Below are 1,027 nucleotides of genomic sequence, written 5' to 3'. Positions count from 1 at the left end.
ACCACGTCGGCTGCTTGTCGGATTTGAAGTCCGTGAATCTGATCTCGGAGCTCATCGGTTCAGTGAACACCTCCGACCGTGTGGACGGGGTGGTGACTCGCTGGATCTGTGCTCGTGGGCGTCGGTTTCGTGGTCGGGTCTGCAGTCATCGTTTCGAGTTCTCTAATTTCGCTGCTTCGACATCTTCGACGCCGAGATCGGCGATTTCGGTCGCGACTTCCCGCGGAACGGTCTCGAGGCGCTCTCGGGCCTGCGGGTCGATCGACACGCCGTCGATCTTGACTGCGACCAGTTTGCCACGGTCGCCATGTGCGGCGACCTCGAATTCGAACGGTCGATCGCGTTCGTCGGTCGCGTGGACCCAGACTTTCGAGAGTCCGTTGGCGCTCTCCCAGCGGACGCTGTTCGTGACGGTCAGGGGGCCAGCAGGCGGAACGCACGACGATTCACACGCCGCACATCGGGCCGGATGTGGCGAGACGCCGACGTAGTCGTATTCGGTCCCGCACCGGTAGCACTGGAGTGTCAGAGTCGTCATCGACACACCTCGTTAGAGCCTCCCAGCGCGTCCCGGGTCGACGTCGATGGCGTCGACCGGGCAGACGTCGACACAGAGCATGCAGTCGATGCACTGCTCCTCTTTGGCCGGGTCGGCCTTGATCTCGCTCTCCGGGTGGTCCAGGGTGTCCGTCCACTCGAACACGTCGACCGGGCAGTCCTCCAGACACGCGCCGTCCGCGATGCAGATGTCGAAGTCCACGGCCACGTGTGTCCCGTGGATGCCTAGTTGCTCGGGCTCGTCGACCGGTCCCCAGACTCGGTGACCCTCGTGTTGCTCGGCGACGTCGCGATTCTCCTCGAACTTCGGATCGATAGCCATTGATATGTCCTCCGTAGACTGCAGTAGTCGAGACCGGTCACTACCCGAGCGAGCCCTCCATCTCCAGTTCGATCAGCCGGTTCAGTTCGACTGCGTACTCGATGGGCAACTCTTCGGTGATCGGCTCGATGAACCCGGCGACGATCA

Annotated in this window: 2 protein-coding genes; both read right to left on the bottom strand. The window is 62.4% G+C overall.

The features are described 5' to 3' along the window. Nucleotides 1–145: 145 nt before the first annotated feature. Nucleotides 146–538, bottom strand: coding sequence for a hypothetical protein (locus EAF64_RS20655; RefSeq protein ID WP_129070861.1), 393 nt, complete (start codon nucleotides 536–538; stop codon nucleotides 146–148). 12 nt (nucleotides 539–550) lie between these two features. Next, a complete protein-coding gene (locus EAF64_RS20650; RefSeq protein ID WP_129070860.1) occupies nucleotides 551–880 on the bottom strand; it encodes a 4Fe-4S dicluster domain-containing protein in 330 nt (109 codons plus the stop codon). Nucleotides 881–1,027: the final 147 nt, after the last annotated feature.

The sequence above is a fragment of the Halorientalis pallida genome (assembly GCF_004118325.1).
In the GTDB taxonomy this organism is placed as follows: Archaea; Halobacteriota; Halobacteria; order Halobacteriales; family Haloarculaceae; genus Halorientalis; species Halorientalis pallida.
Note: the sequence above shows the minus strand (reverse complement) of the source record. Positions and strands in the feature narration are given on the sequence as shown.

Coding starts and splice junctions, on each gene's coding strand:
- EAF64_RS20650 (WP_129070860.1), bottom strand. CDS start 880: ATGGCTATCGATCCGAAGTTCGAGGAGAATCGCGACGTCGCCGAGCAA.
- EAF64_RS20655 (WP_129070861.1), bottom strand. CDS start 538: ATGACGACTCTGACACTCCAGTGCTACCGGTGCGGGACCGAATACGAC.